Annotated in this window: 17 protein-coding genes and 1 tRNA gene; all 18 read right to left on the bottom strand. The window is 51.8% G+C overall.

Annotated features, from left to right (window positions below; translation table 11 throughout):
- Positions 1-61: 61 nt before the first annotated feature.
- Complete coding sequence (gene nuoL / locus BUA28_RS03150; RefSeq protein ID WP_072766702.1) at positions 62-2,017, bottom strand: NADH-quinone oxidoreductase subunit L; 1,956 nt, start codon at positions 2,015-2,017, stop codon at positions 62-64.
- 60 nt (positions 2,018-2,077) lie between these two features.
- Positions 2,078-2,383 carry an NADH-quinone oxidoreductase subunit NuoK gene (nuoK, locus tag BUA28_RS03145; RefSeq protein WP_025042016.1) on the bottom strand — a complete coding sequence of 102 codons (306 nt, stop codon included), beginning with the start codon at positions 2,381-2,383 and terminating at the stop codon, positions 2,078-2,080.
- A gap of 50 nt (positions 2,384-2,433) precedes the next feature.
- Positions 2,434-3,039: an NADH-quinone oxidoreductase subunit J gene (locus BUA28_RS03140; protein WP_072766701.1), complete on the bottom strand. Its 606-nt coding sequence runs from the start codon at positions 3,037-3,039 to the stop codon at positions 2,434-2,436.
- 156 nt (positions 3,040-3,195) lie between these two features.
- Positions 3,196-3,684 carry an NADH-quinone oxidoreductase subunit NuoI gene (nuoI, locus tag BUA28_RS03135; RefSeq protein WP_025042019.1) on the bottom strand — a complete coding sequence of 163 codons (489 nt, stop codon included), beginning with the start codon at positions 3,682-3,684 and terminating at the stop codon, positions 3,196-3,198.
- Positions 3,685-3,698: 14 nt separating this feature from the next.
- Positions 3,699-4,799 (bottom strand): NADH-quinone oxidoreductase subunit NuoH, encoded by a 1,101-nt coding sequence (gene nuoH / locus BUA28_RS03130; RefSeq protein ID WP_072766700.1) that lies wholly within the window; start codon positions 4,797-4,799, stop codon positions 3,699-3,701.
- Positions 4,800-4,821: 22 nt separating this feature from the next.
- A complete protein-coding gene (gene nuoG, locus BUA28_RS03125) occupies positions 4,822-7,266 on the bottom strand; it encodes an NADH-quinone oxidoreductase subunit NuoG (RefSeq protein ID WP_072766699.1) in 2,445 nt (814 codons plus the stop codon).
- Positions 7,267-7,360: 94 nt separating this feature from the next.
- Positions 7,361-8,638, bottom strand: a complete 1,278-nt coding sequence (gene nuoF, locus BUA28_RS03120; protein WP_072766698.1) for an NADH-quinone oxidoreductase subunit NuoF — start codon at positions 8,636-8,638, stop codon at positions 7,361-7,363.
- Positions 8,635-9,111, bottom strand: a complete 477-nt coding sequence (nuoE, locus tag BUA28_RS03115) for an NADH-quinone oxidoreductase subunit NuoE (protein ID WP_072766697.1) — start codon at positions 9,109-9,111, stop codon at positions 8,635-8,637. Before nuoE ends, nuoF begins: the two co-directional genes overlap by 4 nt.
- Before the next feature lie 28 nt (positions 9,112-9,139).
- Entirely contained in the window at positions 9,140-10,393 is a 1,254-nt protein-coding gene (locus BUA28_RS03110) for an NADH-quinone oxidoreductase subunit D (protein ID WP_072766696.1), read from the bottom strand.
- Between the two features lie 3 nt (positions 10,394-10,396).
- Positions 10,397-11,014, bottom strand: coding sequence for an NADH-quinone oxidoreductase subunit C (locus BUA28_RS03105; RefSeq protein ID WP_072766695.1), 618 nt, complete (start codon positions 11,012-11,014; stop codon positions 10,397-10,399).
- A 7-nt stretch (positions 11,015-11,021) separates the two neighbouring features.
- The gene (locus BUA28_RS03100) at positions 11,022-11,501 is read right to left on the bottom strand and encodes a NuoB/complex I 20 kDa subunit family protein (protein WP_025042026.1); all 480 of its coding nucleotides are present in this window, start codon (positions 11,499-11,501) and stop codon (positions 11,022-11,024) included.
- 3 nt (positions 11,502-11,504) lie between these two features.
- A complete protein-coding gene (locus tag BUA28_RS03095; protein ID WP_025042027.1) occupies positions 11,505-11,861 on the bottom strand; it encodes an NADH-quinone oxidoreductase subunit A in 357 nt (118 codons plus the stop codon).
- A gap of 74 nt (positions 11,862-11,935) precedes the next feature.
- Positions 11,936-12,020: transfer RNA gene (locus BUA28_RS03090), tRNA-Leu, on the bottom strand.
- A gap of 81 nt (positions 12,021-12,101) precedes the next feature.
- Positions 12,102-12,455: a preprotein translocase subunit SecG gene (gene secG / locus BUA28_RS03085; RefSeq protein ID WP_072766694.1), complete on the bottom strand. Its 354-nt coding sequence runs from the start codon at positions 12,453-12,455 to the stop codon at positions 12,102-12,104.
- A gap of 18 nt (positions 12,456-12,473) precedes the next feature.
- Positions 12,474-13,235 carry a triose-phosphate isomerase gene (gene tpiA / locus BUA28_RS03080; RefSeq protein ID WP_072766693.1) on the bottom strand — a complete coding sequence of 254 codons (762 nt, stop codon included), beginning with the start codon at positions 13,233-13,235 and terminating at the stop codon, positions 12,474-12,476.
- A gap of 231 nt (positions 13,236-13,466) precedes the next feature.
- The gene (gene pstB, locus BUA28_RS03075) at positions 13,467-14,276 is read right to left on the bottom strand and encodes a phosphate ABC transporter ATP-binding protein PstB (protein WP_072766692.1); all 810 of its coding nucleotides are present in this window, start codon (positions 14,274-14,276) and stop codon (positions 13,467-13,469) included.
- Entirely contained in the window at positions 14,270-15,196 is a 927-nt protein-coding gene (gene pstA, locus BUA28_RS03070) for a phosphate ABC transporter permease PstA (protein WP_072766691.1), read from the bottom strand. Before pstA ends, pstB begins: the two co-directional genes overlap by 7 nt.
- A 119-nt stretch (positions 15,197-15,315) precedes the next feature.
- Positions 15,316-16,260: a phosphate ABC transporter permease subunit PstC gene (gene pstC / locus BUA28_RS03065; protein ID WP_072766690.1), complete on the bottom strand. Its 945-nt coding sequence runs from the start codon at positions 16,258-16,260 to the stop codon at positions 15,316-15,318.
- Positions 16,261-16,718: the final 458 nt, after the last annotated feature.

Below are 16,718 nucleotides of genomic sequence, written 5' to 3'. Positions count from 1 at the left end.
TTTTATCCATTAGCGTGCAGCGGATGAAGGGGCCGAATACCCGCAATAATATTTTGTTATTTTATGACCCGGACAACCACAAACTCATCAATACAAATACGCCAACGATCATGGTGAATGCGTAATGGTAGATATAGCCGGACTGGAAGCGACGCATCAGCACGGCGGTTCCGGCCACCACCCGTGCCGTGCCATTGATGAAAAATCCGTCAATGACTTTAACATCGCCGAATTTCCATAATCCCTTGCCGAGCCCGCGTGCGCCGCCCGCAAAGAACCAGGAATAGAATTCGTCAATGAAATATTTACGCTCAAGGAGTATGGAAAATGGCCCTGCAGCTCTTTTTATTTTCCCTGGCAAATCGGTTCTTACCAGATAAAAATACCATGCCGTCACAATTCCGCCGACAGAAAACCAGAATGGTATGGTCGTTAAAGAATGGGTCATCATTGCCAATATGCCATGATATTCCAGAGACATCCTGGCCATTGCCTCGTGCTGAGGCATGATTTGTATGGTACTGCCAAAATAATTCCCAAACAGGATGGGACCGATAAGCCAGCCGGCTCCGATGGAAGGTATGGCAAGCACGATGAGTGGCAGCGTTACGACCCAGGGCGATTCATGTAGATGCTCTTCGGTGTGATGATCCATTCGCGGCTTTCCATGGAACGTCATGAAAAGCAAACGGAAGGTGTAAAACGCGGTAACGAATACCGTTGTTACCCCACAGAAATAGGCGAAGCCGGCACCGGGGATCGTGGCGAAGTGTAATGCTTCAATGATGGCATCCTTGGAGAAAAAGCCGGATAAACCAGGTACGCCTGCGCTTGCCAGCGCAGCGATGAACATGGTCCAGTACGTAATGGGCATATATTTCTTCAGGCCCCCCATTTTCCGCATGTCCTGCTCGTGATGCATGGCAATAATTACGGAGCCCGCACCCAAAAATAATACGGCCTTGAAAAAAGCATGGGTCATCAGGTGAAAAATTCCTGCCGAGTAAGCCGATGCGCCGAGCGCCATGGTCATGTAACCCAATTGTGAAAGGGTCGAATACGCCACCACACGCTTGATGTCGGTCTGCACGATGGCCACCAACGCCATGAATAGCGTCGTGATGCCGCCAATCACCAACATCACTGACAATGCCGTTTCAGTTAACTCAAAGAGCGGCGACATGCGCGCCACCATGAAAATACCTGCTGTCACCATGGTCGCCGCATGGATCAATGCGGAAATAGGTGTTGGGCCTTCCATTGAATCCGGCAGCCACACATGTAATGGAAACTGTGCGGATTTACCCATTGCGCCGACAAATAGCAAAATACAGATGGCGGACAATAGCTCCCATGATGTGCCGGGAATGATCTCTATTGTCTGCGTCGCGGCCTGCGGCGCCTGGGCGAAAACAGCTGCATAGTCCAGGGTGCCGAAATACATCAGTACCAGAGCAATGCCGAGAAGAAAGCCAAAATCCCCAACGCGATTAACCATGAAAGCTTTCAGGTTGGCATAAATTGCCGTTGGACGTGTATACCAGAACCCGATAAGCAGATAAGAAACGAGCCCTACCGCTTCCCAGCCAAAGAAAAGCTGGAGAAAGTTATTGGACATCACCAGCATCAGCATGGAGAACGTGAAGAGCGAGATATAGCTGAAAAAACGCTGATAACCGGGATCCTCGTGCATATAGCCAATGGTGTAAATATGCACCATTAAAGAAACAAAACTCACCACAATCATCATTGTGGCGGAGAGTTGATCGATCAGGAACCCGATTTCAAAGCGCGTATCGCCGGCTGTCGCCCAGGTATAAACGGCTCCGTCATAGATATTTCCCTTCAATACATCCATGAAGATGGTGACGGATGCAGCCACGCAGACGAGCATCAGGGCGATGGTAATTCGATGACTCCAGGTTGGCCCAATCAGACGACCGAACAACCCGGCGATAAGAGCCCCCGCCAGAGGCGCTAAAGGCGCCAATAGATATAGTTTTTGCATCTCAGTCATGAAATTCAGTTTTTATTTTTTGAACCACTAAATACCTGAACCGGTTTCCCACTCTCAAAATTACCCTTTAAGTTTGTCCAGATCGTCCACATTGATGGTGTGCAGACTACGAAACAGCACCACCAGAATCGCCAGTCCAATGGCGGATTCTGCCGCGGCCACTGTAAGTATGAAAAACACGAAAATCTGCCCTGCTGTGTCCTGGAGATAATACGAGAACGCGACAAAATTCATGTTTACGGCCAGCAACATCAGTTCAATCGCCATCAACAGGATAATTACATTTTTCCTGTTGAGGAAAATACCGACAATGCTGATTGCAAACAGAATCGCACCGAGAACCAGGTAATGGGATAACGAAACCAAACTACGCCCCCTTTCAGGACAACATCAGAACACAACCATGTAAATTAATTTTATTCTTTCTTTTCGGATGGCATCGATACCATACGGATCCGGTCTTCACGCTTGACGGCTACCTGCTTCGCCACGTCCATCGATTTAGTGCCGATACGCTGCCTCAGCGTCAGCGCAATAGCCGCCACTATCGCCACCAGCAGAATGACAGCCGCCAGTTCGAACGCATAAACATATTCCGTGTAAATCAAGCGTCCCAGCTCTTTGGTATTACTATAATCAGCCGCGCGCGCTGGGGGAGCCGGCATTTGATCGGCGCCGAACTGCTTGCCCATCAATACTGCGGCCATCTCGGTCGCCATCACCAATGCGAGGAACGCGCCAAACGGAAACCATTTCCAGAATCCTTCCCGCAGGTAATCAAGATTGATATCCAGCATCATTACTACAAACAGGAACAGCACCATTACAGCCCCGACATAGACCAACACGAGCGTAATGGCGAGAAATTCCGCCTCCAGCAACAACCATAACCCCGCGGAAGTAAAAAAGGCCAGCACCAATAATAATGCGGAATGTACGGGGTTGCGGGCGGTGATAACGCCAAGGGCGGATGCCACCAGTACCGTCGAAAAAAAATAAAAAATTATATCCGGAAAACTCATATGGGCATTTCTGTCAATTCGAAGCTATGGAGCGAGCTCACGCAGGTTACCTGGACGAAGCCCCTCATTTTTATTGGGGGTGTTGAAATGAAGCGGGTAATTCCCATCTTCAAAACATGGTTTATAAAAGTGTCCCGCTGCATGTAACGATGAGATTTACCGGTATCCCGCATCCGCCGCCCTATCCTTCGCTATCTGTTCCTCATACCGGTCCCCAACCGCCAGGAGCATCTGCTTGGTATAAATCAAATCTCCGCGTTTCTCTCCGTGATACTCCAGAATACGAGTCTCGACAATGGAATCCACCGGGCAGGATTCCTCGCAAAAACCGCAAAATATGCATTTTGTCAGATCGATGTCGTACCGCGTAGTTCGCCGCGTGCCGTCATCGCGCTGCTCGGATTCTATCGTAATCGCCAGCGCTGGGCACACCGCCTCACAAAGTTTGCAGGCGATACAACGCTCTTCTCCATTTGGATATCGCCTGAGTGCATGCAACCCCCTGAACCGGGGAGACTGGGGTGTTTTCTCTTCGGGGAAGTGCACGGTGATCTTACGCGCGAACATATATCTCCCCGTTAGCATCATCCCCTTCAGCAGTTCGAACAACAGGAAGGTACGGAAAAAATCCTTGATACGATTCATGGCTTTTTCCTCTCTCAGTGGAACCACAAATTAAGGGGAAACGCATTCCGGATCGACGGCGGGAATTGCATCACCAACCCTATCACCAGTATCCAGACAAGCGTGATCGGAATGAATACTTTCCAGCCCAGGCGCATAATCTGATCATAGCGGTAGCGGGGAAACGTGGCGCGAAACCAGAGAAAACAAAACAATAAAAATCCAATTTTTAATATGAGCCATATGAAGCCGGGGATCAGCGTAAATGGCGCGATATTGATCGGCGGCAGCCAGCCACCCAAAAATATGATGGTGGCAAGGGTGGCCACCAGAATCATGTTGGAATATTCCGCCAGGAAGAATACCGTGAAAGCCATGCCGGAATACTCTACGTGGAACCCTGCTACGATTTCAGATTCACCCTCAGCCACATCAAAAGGTGCGCGATTGGTTTCCGCGACACCGGAAATAAAGTACACCAAAAACATGGGAAACAAGGGAAGGACGTACCAATTAAGTAAACTGCCACCCTGCTGACCCTTGACGATATCCCCGAGATTCAGGCTCTGCGACATCATCAACACACAGACCAATGCAAAACCCATTGCCAGCTCATACGATACTACTTGCGCTGCGGAGCGCATCGCGCCGAGGAACGCATATTTGGAGTTCGATGCCCAACCCGCAATGATAACCCCATAAACGCCCATGGAAGTCATGGCCAGAATATAAAGCAGCCCTGCATTGATGTCCGCAAGCACCACTTCGGGAGAAAATGGCACTACCGCCCAGGCTGCCAATGCAGGTGCGAATGTCAATACCGGCGCGAGCACAAACAGAACCTTGTTTGCACCGCTGGGAATGATGATTTCCTTCATCACTGCCTTAACCGCATCAGCGATTGGCTGCGCCCAGCCGCCCAGCCAGGGAATGCCAAAGAACGTCACCCGGTTAGGGCCGACACGCATCTGCATGAACGCGATAATCTTGCGCTCGGCGAACGTGAGGTAAGCCACGGCGAGCATTAATGGCAGCACGATGGCGAAAATCAACAGCACATCCTTCGCCACGACGTACAAGACAGGGCCCCACTCAGGACCGAAAAAATTCCCGAATAATTGTTGTGCGTATTCCATCAAATAACCCTGATTTCTTCCATCACAATTTTTCCACCACGATTTCACCGAACATCCCGCCTAGCGTCGCGGTCAAGGGATGAGCGGAAGCCAGGCGCACGCAATTGGCAGGCAACTTATCGTCCCGGGCTGCAGGCAACTGGAGCTCACCTTCTCCTTGCCTCAGCCTGACGCTGTCTCCAGCTTGTATGCCAAGCCTGCCCATGAGATCACCCGGCATCCATGCCACCGGCGCAGCTGCGTCGCGCGTGCGCTGCAGCGACTCGGCACGCCGCACGATGGGATCGGCCTGGTATATCGGTACCTCTCCGATACGCTGTATTCCGCTGCCCATCGGTTCGCCTTGCGGCCCAACGTCATCCAGGGAGAACCCCCCCAGATGATTATTCAGGCGGGCGCTGACGTCGCTTGAGCCGGGCAGGATCTCCGCACGCACCTGCTCGGGTGTTTCATAATCAAAGCCGTCAATCTCCAGCAGATTGCCCAACACGCGCAAAATCTTCCAGGCCGGACGCGTTTCCCCGAGCGGCGCCACAACGCCATTAAAGCTTTGCACCCGACCCTCGATATTGATGAATGTACCCGACGTCTCAGTGAACGGCGCGCCGGGAAGTAATACATCGGCATAACCCCCTTGAAGGATGGCATGGCTTTTGTATGCGGTTATCATCACAACCAGTTCGGCCGCTTCCAGCGTTTTCACGGCTTGCCGAGGGTCGTAGCTATCCAGTTCCGGCTCCAGGTTCATCAGGATGTAAGCCCGGCATGGTTCGGCCCCGGCGTCCGCAATCCCGCCAGCGCTCATCCCGAGCATTTGCGAAGCATTCAGGCTTTGCATTCCCGGTTGAGCCGATTGAGTGCCGACGGGTTCTGCCGAGCCGTCATTGCCCGGAATCGCGCCGGCAATATAAGCACCGACGCTGTTGGCGGCCTCGCCTAATATACCGAATCGCGCGTCGGTAATTTGCGCGAGTTGCTGTGCCAGCATATGAATATTCGTATATTGCGGATGATGTTGAGCCAGATTGCCAAGGAATATTGCCGCTGGCTTGTTATTGATGAGGCTTGCTGCTATCGCACGCGCAGTATCGCTGACGCTGATTGCCGCCAGCGCATTTTTTACATCGGCAGGAATTTGCTTTCCCGTGGACTCGGCGGCAGCTTTCAGGACCTGCGCCAGTATCGCTGCCATTGCAGCGGGCGCGACGATAGCGCGATTCGCTATGGTGGTAAATAGATCATCGTCCACCGGATTGATCAGGTTCAATTGCGCGCCCTGCTTTACCGATTGGCGCAAACGCTGCGCGAGCAGCGGGTGATCCTTGCGCAGGGTGCTGCCAATGATAAGCGCTGATTTCAGCCGGGAAACTTCCGCGATGCTCATCCCGAGCCAGGGAATCCCTTGCGACCGATCCGCGCGAAAGTCGGATTGGCGCAGACGGTGATCCACATTCCCGCTGCCCAGTCCTCGAGCGATCTTCTGTAGCAGGTAGAGTTCCTCCAGCGTACTGTGAGGAGAACCCAGTGCACCGATACTCTGCGCTCCATATTTTTCTTTTGCCGCTTTCAACCCATTAGCCGCAAATTCAAGGGCGGTCTGCCAGTCGCATTCCTGCCAATGGCCACCACGTCTTATCATCGGCTTGCGTAGACGCTCTTCCGAGTTTAATCCTTCGTAGGAAAAGCGATCTTTATCTGATAGCCAACACTCGTTGATTGCCTCATTTTCGCGCGGCAACACCCGCATCACACGGTTCTGTTTCACCTGGACCACGAGATTGGCGCCAAGTCCGCAGTGCGGACTTACGGATTTCCTGCGTGATAGCTCCCAAGTGCGTGCCGAATAGCGGAATGGCTTACTGACGAGCGCCCCTACCGGGCAAAGATCGATCATGTTGCCCGACAACTCCGAATCCACCGTGCTTCCGACAAACGACAGGATCTCAGCGTGTTCGCCGCGACCCGCCATGCCTAACTCCATGATGCCTGCTATTTCCTGGCCGAAACGTACGCAACGGGTGCAATGGATACAGCGGGTCATATCTGTGGAAATCAGCGGACCCAGATTTTTATTCGCCACTACCCGCTTGGCCTCGGTGTAGCGTGACGAACTCGCGCCATAACCCACCGCCAGGTCTTGTAATTGGCATTCACCACCCTGATCGCAAATGGGGCAATCCAGCGGATGATTGATAAGCAGGAACTCCATCACGCCTTTTTGCGCTGTTACCGCCTGTCCGGAGTGGGTTGAAACCTTCATACCTTCCATTGCGGGAGTCGCACAGGCAGGCAAGGGCTTGGGCGCTTTCTCCACTTGCACCAGGCACATGCGGCAATTGGCAGCAATGGAAAGCTTCTTGTGATAGCAGAAATGAGGAATGTATATACCCAGCTGATTGGCGCCGTCCATGACGGTGCCATTCTTGGGCACGGACACCGGTTTACCGTCGATTTCGAAATTAATCATGGGATAAATACTCTCGGCTTAACGAATCGGCTTAGCGAGTAAACGCAGACAAGAAAAAACTCATTGGCTTCATCCATGCCATTCGCCACCTTGGCTATACCAGACATTTCTTGTGCTCGATATGGTAGGCAAACTCGTCGCGAAAATGCTGAATCATTGCTCGCACCGGCATGGCGGCGGCATCACCTAATGCGCAAATGGTGCGTCCCTGAATATTATCGGCAACATTATTGAGCAGATCGAGATCCTCAATCCGCCCCTTGCCGGTTTCGATCCGATGCACAACACGATAGAGCCAGCCAGTACCTTCGCGGCAAGGCGTGCATTGGCCGCAGGATTCTTCAAAATAGAAGTATGACAGGCGCTCCAGCGCCTTCACCATGCAGGTCGTGTCATCCATGATGATGACCGCACCCGAGCCCAGCATGGATCCTGCTTTGGCAATGGAATCATAATCCATGTCCGTCTGCATCATGATATCGCCCGGTAACACTGGCATGGACGAACCACCGGGAATACAACCCTTCAGTTTCCGCCCGCCCCGCATACCGCCCGCCATCTCCAGCAATGTTGCGAATGGCGTACCCATAGGCACCTCATAATTGCCCGGTTTGTTGACATGCCCGGAAACGGAGAAAATCTTGGTGCCGCCGTTATTGGGTTTACCCAGCTGTAAAAACTTTTCGCCCCCGTTGCGAATGATCCAGGGTACCGAGGCAAATGTCTCGGTGTTGTTGATGGTGGTGGGTTTGCCATAGAGGCCGAAGCTTGCTGGAAATGGCGGCTTGAAGCGCGGCTGGCCTTTCTTGCCCTCCAAGGACTCTAGCAGCGCCGTTTCCTCGCCGCAGATATAGGCGCCGTAACCATGATGGTTGTATAACTGGAAACTGAAATCGGAACCCAGAATATTATCCCCCAGCAATCCTGCCTCTCGCGCTTCATCCACTGCCTCTTCCATGCGTTCGTAGGTATCCCATATTTCGCCATGGATATAGTTGTAACCGGTCTTGATGCCCATCGCATAGGCGCCGATCATCATGCCTTCGATCAGAATGTGCGGGTTGTGACGCATGATGTCGCGGTCTTTGAAGGTGCCCGGTTCACCTTCATCTGAATTGCATACCAGGTACTTGTCGCCCTCGTACTGCTTGGGCATGAAGCTCCATTTCAGTCCGGTCGGAAAACCCGCACCGCCACGGCCGCGCAAGGCCGATTTCTTGACTTCCTCTATGACTTTTTCAGGCGGTATTTTTTCGCTCAGAATTTTTCTCAGCGCGGCATACCCCTCGCGCTGCTCATAGTTTCGGAGCCGCCAGTTGTCAGGATCGGATGGATTCACCCCGGCCAGCAGTATCTGCGTAGTCTGGGTCATTTGCTCAACTCCTCCAGCAATTGATCGATCATATCGTCGGACATGAAACTGCACATGCGTTTGTTATTGACCAGCAGCACGGGCGCATCGCCGCACGCCCCCATACATTCGCCTTCTTTCAGCGTGAATTTTCCGTCGGCACTCGTTTCATTGAAACCAATGCCCAGTTTTTTCTGGATATGAGCTACAGCTTCATTGGCGCCGGACAGAGCGCAAGGAAGGTTCGTGCAAATGGTTATCTTGCATTTTCCCAGCGGCTGCAAATTGTACATGTTGTAAAACGTCGCCACTTCATATACCGCAATCGGCGGCATCCCAAGATAACGAGCGACAAAATCCATTGTTTCAGTAGCGAGCCACCCTTTCTCATCCTGGGCGATGGCGAGCGCCGACATCACTGCCGATTGTTTTTGATCGGAGGGATATTTGGTAAGCTCGTGGTCGATTTTTTTTATGGACTCGACGCTTAACATCTTGATATCTGCTTAAAGGTCAGTGATGTCATCTGTCTATTTCGCCAAATACAATGTCCTGCGTTCCAATGATCGCCACTACGTCTGCGATCATGTGCCCGCGAGCCATTTCATCCAGCGCTGCCAGATGGGCAAAGCCCGGTGCGCGAATTTTCAGGCGATAGGGCATATTGGCGCCATCGGAAACCAGATAAATGCCAAATTCGCCTTTAGGATGTTCGATCGCCGCGTAGGTTTCGCCGGGCGGCACGTGGAAGCCCTCGGTAAAAAGCTTGAAATGATGGATCAATTCTTCCATATTCTGTTTCATTTCAACGCGGGCAGGCGGCGCAACCTTATGGTTATCGGTTATTACCGGACCCGGGTTTTTGCGCAGCCAATCGACACATTGCTTGATGATGCGATTGGACTGGCGGAATTCCTCGATTCGGACCAGGTAGCGATCATAGCAATCGCCGTTGACCCCTACCGGTATATCAAAATCGATGCGGTCATAAACTTCATAAGGCTGTTTCTTCCGCAAATCCCATTCCACACCCGAACCACGCAGCATCGGGCCGGTAAAGCCCAGCGCTTTGGCACGTTCCGGGGAGACTACGCCAATTCCAACAAGTCGCTGCTTCCAGATCCGGTTGTCGGTAAGCAAAGTTTCATACTCATCCACATAGGTAGGAAACCGGTTGGTAAAGTCTTCGATAAAATCCAGCAACGAACCCCTACGATTTTCATTGAGCACCCTGGTGCTTTTTTCGTCATGGATTTTCGATGCCTTGTATTGCGGCATGGATTCCGGAAGATCTCGATAAACGCCACCGGGACGGTAATAAGCCGCGTGCAATCGGGCGCCCGAAACCGCCTCGTAACAATCCATCAGGTCTTCCCGGTCGCGGAAAGCATAGAGAAACACGGTCATCGCACCCACGTCCAGCGCGTGGGCACCCAGCCATAAAAGGTGGTTGAGTATTCGGGTAATTTCATCGAACATCACGCGAATATATTGCGCACGCAAGGGCACCTCGAGCTGAAGCAGTTTCTCGATCGCCATCACGTAGGCGTGTTCATTGCACATCATGGAGACGTAATCCAGGCGATCCATGTACGGCACTGATTGAATATAAGTCTTATACTCAGCCAGCTTTTCGGTCGCCCGATGAAGAAGCCCGATATGCGGATCCGCCCGTTGAACGACCTCGCCGTCCAACTCCAGCACCAGGCGCAACACGCCATGCGCTGCAGGATGCTGGGGGCCGAAGTTCATGGTGTAGTTACGTATTTCAGCCATGCTTCACTCGCTCTCTCCGTAATGCTCTTCGCGGATGACGCGCGGTATTATCTGGCGCGGCTCTATGCTGACCGGCTGATAGATTACGCGTTGCTGGTCGGGGTCGTAACGCATCTCGACATTTCCACTCAGGGGAAAATCCTTGCGAAACGGACTGCCGATAAAACCGTAGTCGGTGAGAATACGTCGCAAATCCGGATGACCCGTGAAAACGATGCCGTACAGATCGAATGCCTCACGCTCGAACCAGTTTACCGATGGCCATATATTTATTACCGAATCCAATACCGGAAATTCATCGTCATCGGCGAATATCCTGATTCTCAATCTGTGGTTATGCCTGATGGAAAGCAAGTGATAGATGGCAGCAAACCGTTTATTCGTTCGGTCGCTTGTTGAGCCAAATTCCGCACCATAGGTTGAATAATCCATGCCACACAGATCAATAAGCATTTCAAAATCCAGCTCGGGATGATCGCGCAGCGTTTCCATCGTCCACAGCAAATCTGCCTGACGCACCGAAATTGTGAGCTCGCCCAATCGTTCACTGGTGGTGACAAGCTTATCGGCCAACACATTTTGAAGACAAAAGGAAAGCGTTTCCAGACGAGAGGACGACATATATAACTCAGCGCGCGATGGTATTGGTACGGTGTATTTTATTCTGCAACTGAATAATACCGTAGAGCAGAGCTTCCGCTGTCGGCGGGCAGCCGGGAACATAGATATCGACCGGCACAATCCGGTCGCAACCGCGAACGACGGAGTAGGAGTAATGATAATAACCACCGCCGTTGGCGCAGGAACCCATGGAGATTACCCAGCGGGGCTCCGCCATCTGATCGTACACTTTACGCAGCGCAGGCGCCATTTTATTGCATAACGTGCCCGCAACAATCATCACGTCCGATTGGCGAGGACTTGGACGGAAGACGATACCGAAACGGTCCAGATCGTAACGCGAGGCGCCAGCCTGCATCATTTCCACCGCACAGCACGCAAGGCCAAAGGTCATCGGCCACATCGACCCAGTACGGCCCCAGTTGATAACCGAGTCCAGGCTCGTGGTAACAAAACCCTTTTCCATCGCACCGTTGTTAGCGCTCATAATCTAATCCCACTCCAACGCACCCTTGTTCCATTCGTAAATAAAACCAACAACAAGAATACCGAGAAAAACCATCATGGCGATAAAACCGAACAGCCCAATCTCATTCAATACCACCGCCCATGGAAACAGAAATGCGATCTCCAGATCGAACAGAATGAACAGAATGGCCACGAGATAATAACGCACGTCGAATTTCATGCGTGCATCTTCAAATGCTTCGAAGCCACATTCATACGGAGACAGTTTCTCGCTGTCCGGACGATTTGGCGCAAACAACCAGCCAAGCGTCATCGCCAGAATGCCGACTACAAGGCCAATCAGAATAAATAGCAGAATGGGAAAGTAATTTTCGAGCATGTGTAATCAAAAGTTAGGACCGGAACAGGTAGCGTTCATATGCCTGGCCTGACTCTCGGTCTTATTACATCAGATGGTGCCGACGGCGAGACTCGAACTCGCACAGCTTTCGCCACCGCCCCCTCAAGACGGCGTGTCTACCAATTTCACCACGTCGGCAGCTTGCTTGGGCGCTAATCTAAAGCTTAACCTGATTAGAACCCAATTTTAGCTAATTGTTCAATTAGCTCATCATAAAAATTATTCCGGGATTTCGGTCGCCTTGGAAGACGTCCCTTCATCCACGGGCTTTACCGGAATCTCCTCAGCCGGTTTGACCGACTGAGCCGGTATCGCTTTATCCATAACACCACCCGTTTCAGTCTTGTGGCTGGAAAGATAGGTAAGCCCGAGGCTGGTAATAAAAAAAACCGCGGCCAGCACACCCGTCGTCCTGCTAAGAAAATTTGCTGAACCGCTGGCGCCAAACAAACTTCCAGATGAGCCGCTGCCAAACGCAGCACCCATATCGGCGCCCTTCCCGTGTTGCAACAGAACCAGCACAACTACGCTAATAGCCGACAAGAGGTGTAGTATCCAGATGAGTGTTTCCAAAGCCTACTCCAAAATGAGTTAATTTTTTGCCGCGTGGCAGATGGCGATGAATTCATCGGCAACAAGTGACGCGCCGCCGATCAGCCCGCCATCAATGTCCGGCATGGCGAACAGCTCAGCCGCATTGTTCGCCTTTGCACTGCCGCCATAAAGAATCTGTAAATCAACGGCCATTTCGGAATTGCTGGCGGCGATTCTATCGCGAATAAACGAATGTACGTCCTGAGCCTGTCCCGGCGTAGCCGTTTTACCCGTACCGATAGCCCATACCGGCTCATAAGCAAGCACCGACTTGGCAAGCGCATCGATACCCACCAATTCGATCACCGCATCCAATTGCTCTGCAACCACTCGCTCGGTAATGGCAGCCTCGCGCTGATCAAGGGTTTCGCCAACACATAAGACAGGTGTCAAGCCAACCGACTGAGCCGCTTGAAACTTAAGCGCCACGGTATGGTTATCCTCGCCATACAAGGCACGCCGTTCGGAGTGACCTACGATTACGTAGCGGCAGCCGAAATCCATCAACATCGCCGCTGAAACCTCACCTGTGTAAGCGCCCTTATCATACTGGCTCACGTTCTGAGCGCCCCAGAAAACATGTGTCGCCTGCAATACTGATTGTGCCTGCGACAGATAAGGATAAGGTACGCACACGGCCAAACCGGTCCCGCTCATCCCTGCCGTTCCAGCGATCACAGCATTCAGCAAATTCCGGTTTTGCACCGTTCCACCATGCATTTTCCAGTTGCCAACAACCAACTTTGAACGCCTAGCCATAGGAAACCGCCTTTGAACTGGAAAGCTGCGAATGTTACCCGTGAATGAATACGGGGTCAATCACGAGGCAAACAATATCATAGGGTACAAAAGCGCGAAATTTGGGAAAACGGTACGGATGAGGCAGAAAGAATAAGATAAGGGGACGCCGTGGCCGTCGCTCACCTGTATGCGCCAAGACTGCAGATTATCTGTCATACGGCAAAAGCGCCTGACAGAATCATTCCCAATCTATCCGAAACGTCCGGTAATGTAATCTTCCGTCTGTTTGTTTTTTGGTTTGATGAAAATTGTGTCAGTGACGTCGAACTCGATGAGTTCACCCAAATACATATAAGCAGTGTAATCCGATACGCGTGCCGCCTGCTGCATATTGTGAGTCACGATCAGGATCGTAACCTTATCCTTCAGATCGGCAATGAGCTCTTCTATGTTGGCCGTGGCAATTGGGTCAAGTGCAGAAGTGGGTTCGTCGAACAACAGGATTTCGGGATCGGTCGCAAGCGCTCGGGCAATACACAAACGTTGCTGCTGACCGCCCGAGAGGTTGTAGGCAAGCTGATTCAAACGATCTTTTACTTCCTCCCAAAGCGCGGCGCCGCGCAGCGCTTCTTCAACCTTCTCGTCCAGTATGGCGCGCTGCCGGACACCTCGTACGCGCAAGCCATACGCAACATTTTCATAGATGGATTTTGGAAATGGATTGGGTTTCTGAAATACCATGCTGATGCGCATCCGTACTTCAATCGGATCCACGCTACGTGAAAGAATATTGACATTATCCGGATGCAGAATAATATCGCCCACATAACGATTGCCGGGGTAGAGATCGTGCATACGGTTGAAGCAGCGCAGAAAGGTGGATTTACCGCATCCTGATGGGCCGATCAACGCAGTTACCTGTTTTTCATGCAACACCATGTTAATATTTTTAAGCGCGGAGAATGCGCCATAATAAAAACTCAAGTTTTTGACTTCAGACTTGTACGGAACAGGGGCCGCATCCAATCCGAGATTTTCGACCGTTGAATTTTCTACCATTTGAGGTTCTTGCGCATACGATAGCGCAGATAAATGGCTATCGCATTCATGGCAAGTGTCATCACTACCAGCACCAACCCCGCAGCCGCAGCGTTGGCCTGAAACTCTTCTTCGGGCCGGGAGACCCAATTGAACATCTGGATGGGCATCACTGTGAATGGGGCCATCAGCCACTCGAAAGATAGAAAAGGGAATTCAGCTTTAATGGGAGACGGCGGCAAAAACGCAATAAAAGTCAGCGCGCCAATGGTGATGATCGGCGCGGTTTCCCCAATAGCACGAGCCAAGCCGATAATAACGCCAGTTAAAATACCGGCAGCGGAATAAGGAAGCAGATGATCGGATACAGTCTGCCATTTGGTCGCCCCGAGCGCATAAGCGCCCTCCCGGATGACCAATGGGATTGCGCGTATAGCCTCCCTCGTCGCCACGATGACTACCGGCAAGATCAATAACGCCAGCGCGAGGCCAGCTGAAAGAATGCTTTGGCCAAACCCGAATTGATGTACAAACAAGCTTAACGCCAGCAAGCCGTAAATAATGGAAGGAACGCCCGCAAGGTTGGTAACGTTGATTTCGATGATCTCGGTAATGATATTTTTAGACGCATACTCTTCCAGATAAATTCCGGCTCCAATGCCCATCGGCACCGCTGCCATCGCGGTCACCAGCATGACCAGAATGGTGCCGACCCAGGCGGAAAGTATGCCCGCTGATCCGGGGCGGCGCGATGGGAAAGAAGTAAAAAAATCCCACGACAAGCGCGGCATTCCCTCTATCAGCATATGAGCGAATAACGCCATGAATGTGAGTACCGCAATCATCAGTGCCAACACGCCGACAATCATGAAAATCAAATCCCAGAGCTTATGGCGCGCAATGATCGTGCGGATCTCGCTCAGATCTTTATCGTCTCTCATCCAGGGCTTCCAGGAAAGAGCAAAGCGTGCTCATCAGAAAGCCCCGTGACCGAACAGCTAGAAAGATAGGTAAAAGTCATTTTGTCAAATAGCAATAGGATCAGCAATCGCGTTTGATTTTAATATACTTCGCGATAACGCTTGCGCAGAACATGCCCGATGATATTGAATGCCAATGTCAATAGCAGTAATGTAAGCCCAGCGGCAAAAATAGTTTGATAACCAATGCTACCATGGGGCAGGTCGCCCAGGCTCACCTGTACGATGTAGGCGGTAATGGTAGCTGCGGGTTCCATCGGGTTCCAGGTGAGATTTGGTTGCATCCCGGCAGCGATCGCCACCACCATCGTTTCCCCCACAGCGCGGGAGATACCAAGTATATAAGCAGCGGCTATGCCCGAAAACGCGGCTGGCATCACGACCCTTATGGCGGTCTGGAATTTCGTAGCCCCCATCGCGTAAGAGCCTTCCCGCAAATGCATGGGCACGGCTCGCATCGCATCTTCAGCCATGGAGCTCACATAGGGAATAATCATGATGCCCATCACCAACCCTGCTGAAAGAAGACTGAAACCAGGTAAATCCGGAAAAATTTTCTGCAGCAGGGGCGTTACGAATAGTAATGCGAAATAACCATACACGACAGTTGGAACCCCGCCCAGCAACTCGAGAAATGGTTTGGCGACTTCACGCACGGCAAAAGGCGCAAATTCTGAAAGATATATGGCCGTGATAGTGCCTAGCGGGATGGCGACCAGGAGCGCTACGGCGGAACTTACCACAGTACCGGATATGAGCGGGAGGATGCCATAGTGCGCATCGTCGAACAGTGGTGTCCATTGGGTATCGGTCAGAAATTGCCAAAGCGGAACATGTTCGAAAAACACGAACGACTCTTTCACCAGCATCACCACAATGGCAATGGTAATCGCGACAGAGACAAATGCCATCAGGAACAGCAGCGCTTCAATAAACCGCTCACCCAGATGACGGCGATAGCTATACCCGAGTCTTTTGGAATGGGTGATTTCGTCGGGAGGATGTGCTGTCGCAGGCAACTGCATTTTAAAAGGAACGTTCTTGGGCAGGGCTATATATTACGGCGGGTATATTACAGTTTCGTGACACATCGGAACAGTGCCGGAAGGATGCGGCAATCCTTTCCGCCATTCAACCTGCATCCGTGGTTGACCGCTCATTTTTCAGCTATTTGTCAGCTCATTTGTCACTAGCGCTATAACGATCCAAACGGGAGATGGAATCAAACCTCTCCATTGAATTCCTGTCTCGGTATGTGGAAATACCGGGACGATTGCTTGATGTAAGTAAAACCGCTGCTCCCCGCGTGAATACGGGAAGCAGCGGTTCGGGTGAATAGATGAGGTGTGTCAAGTGCTGTAGCCGAAGCGATCCGGCTTACTCACTCACTCCTCATCCTCCTCCTCGTCGTCCTCATCCTTTTTCTCGGGCTTGAGGACCAGTTTGCCCTGCTTCTTGCTCTCGTTCAGGTCGGTCTCGGGGG

The organism is Nitrosospira sp. Nsp11 (genome assembly GCF_900142705.1).
Classification (GTDB): Bacteria; Pseudomonadota; Gammaproteobacteria; order Burkholderiales; family Nitrosomonadaceae; genus Nitrosospira.
The sequence above is the reverse complement of the archived record's forward strand: the minus strand, read 5'-3'. Positions and strand labels throughout refer to the sequence as shown.

What these genes read in the sequence shown, in the direction of transcription:
- nuoL (WP_072766702.1), bottom strand. Translation starts at nt 2,017, where the DNA reads ATGACTGAGATGCAAAAACTATATCTATTGGCGCCTTTAGCGCCTCTG.
- BUA28_RS03140 (WP_072766701.1), bottom strand. Translation starts at nt 3,039, where the DNA reads ATGAGTTTTCCGGATATAATTTTTTATTTTTTTTCGACGGTACTGGTG.
- nuoI (WP_025042019.1), bottom strand. Translation starts at nt 3,684, where the DNA reads ATGAATCGTATCAAGGATTTTTTCCGTACCTTCCTGTTGTTCGAACTG.
- nuoH (WP_072766700.1), bottom strand. Translation starts at nt 4,799, where the DNA reads ATGGAATACGCACAACAATTATTCGGGAATTTTTTCGGTCCTGAGTGG.
- nuoG (WP_072766699.1), bottom strand. Translation starts at nt 7,266, where the DNA reads ATGATTAATTTCGAAATCGACGGTAAACCGGTGTCCGTGCCCAAGAAT.
- nuoF (WP_072766698.1), bottom strand. Translation starts at nt 8,638, where the DNA reads ATGACCCAGACTACGCAGATACTGCTGGCCGGGGTGAATCCATCCGAT.
- nuoE (WP_072766697.1), bottom strand. Translation starts at nt 9,111, where the DNA reads ATGTTAAGCGTCGAGTCCATAAAAAAAATCGACCACGAGCTTACCAAA.
- BUA28_RS03110 (WP_072766696.1), bottom strand. Translation starts at nt 10,393, where the DNA reads ATGGCTGAAATACGTAACTACACCATGAACTTCGGCCCCCAGCATCCT.
- BUA28_RS03105 (WP_072766695.1), bottom strand. Translation starts at nt 11,014, where the DNA reads ATGTCGTCCTCTCGTCTGGAAACGCTTTCCTTTTGTCTTCAAAATGTG.
- BUA28_RS03100 (WP_025042026.1), bottom strand. Translation starts at nt 11,501, where the DNA reads ATGAGCGCTAACAACGGTGCGATGGAAAAGGGTTTTGTTACCACGAGC.
- BUA28_RS03095 (WP_025042027.1), bottom strand. Translation starts at nt 11,861, where the DNA reads ATGCTCGAAAATTACTTTCCCATTCTGCTATTTATTCTGATTGGCCTT.
- tpiA (WP_072766693.1), bottom strand. Translation starts at nt 13,235, where the DNA reads ATGGCTAGGCGTTCAAAGTTGGTTGTTGGCAACTGGAAAATGCATGGT.
- pstB (WP_072766692.1), bottom strand. Translation starts at nt 14,276, where the DNA reads ATGGTAGAAAATTCAACGGTCGAAAATCTCGGATTGGATGCGGCCCCT.
- pstA (WP_072766691.1), bottom strand. Translation starts at nt 15,196, where the DNA reads ATGAGAGACGATAAAGATCTGAGCGAGATCCGCACGATCATTGCGCGC.
- pstC (WP_072766690.1), bottom strand. Translation starts at nt 16,260, where the DNA reads ATGCAGTTGCCTGCGACAGCACATCCTCCCGACGAAATCACCCATTCC.